The sequence below is a fragment of the Streptomyces sp. sk2.1 genome (assembly GCF_008120935.1).
Taxonomy (GTDB): Bacteria; Actinomycetota; Actinomycetes; order Streptomycetales; family Streptomycetaceae; genus Streptomyces.
Genome location: NZ_RDBO01000137.1, coordinates 1 through 902, shown reverse-complemented (window position 1 = coordinate 902; position 902 = coordinate 1). Strand labels below are relative to the sequence as shown.

General features: G+C 69.9%; 2 protein-coding genes. Both read left to right on the top strand.

Translation table 11 applies throughout. The annotated features are described in order from the left end of the window. The coding region (locus EAO76_RS41420) for a transposase (RefSeq protein ID WP_222872261.1) at positions 1–334 on the top strand (334 nt) is incomplete at its 5' end. Further along, positions 331–902: IS3 family transposase (locus tag EAO76_RS41415; RefSeq protein ID WP_148841401.1), on the top strand; the 572-nt coding region annotated here is incomplete at its 3' end. The genes EAO76_RS41420 and EAO76_RS41415, both read left to right, overlap by 4 nt.

Below are 902 nucleotides of genomic sequence, written 5' to 3'. Positions count from 1 at the left end.
GATACGGAGTCCCGCACAGATGGCTATGAAGCACTATCCCGCCGAGTTCAAGGCGGACGCGGTCGCGTTGTACCGATCGAGGCCGGGAGCGACGATCAAGTCGGTCGCCGAGGACCTCGGGGTGAACACCGAGACGCTGCGCAACTGGATCCGGGCCGATGACGGACGACGCTCCGGCGCTCRCTCCACGACGCGGACGACCGCGTCTGCCCAGGCCGCCAGCCTGGTGGAAGCGGAGCTCGCCGCCGCACGGAAGAGGATCCGCGAGCTGGAGGAGGAGCGCGACATTCTCCGCAAGGCGGCCCGGTATTTCGCGACGGAGACGCGCTGGTGAACCGCTTCGAGTTCGTCTCCGACCACCAGCGCCGTTACGGCGTGAAGCGGTTGTGCACCATCCTCGGGATTGCCCGGTCCAGCTTCTACTACTGGCTGCGGACCGCTCCCGCGCGGGCCGCCCGGCAGGCCGCCGACGACCAGCTCGCGCGGCGGATACGGGCCGTCCACCACGACTCGGACGGCACCTACGGCGTCCCCAGGATCACCGCCGAGCTCCGCGAGGACGGCGAGCGCGTGAACCACAAGCGCGTCGCCCGGGTCATGCGGACCATCGGACTCGCGGGCCTGCGGCTGCGCAGGAAACACCGCACCACGATCGCGGACCCGGCCGCCGTGAAGGCTACCGACCTGATCGGACGCGACTTCACCGCGTCAGAGCCCAACACCAAGTACGTCGGCGACATCACGTACTTGCCCGTGTCCGGCGCGAAGCCGCTCTATCTGGCGACAGTCATCGACCTGTGCTCCCGCCGGCTGGCGGGCTGGGCGATCGCCGACCACATGCGGGCCGAACTCGTCGTCGACGCCCTGGCCGCGGCCGAGCGGACCCGCGGCAGCCTGAAGGG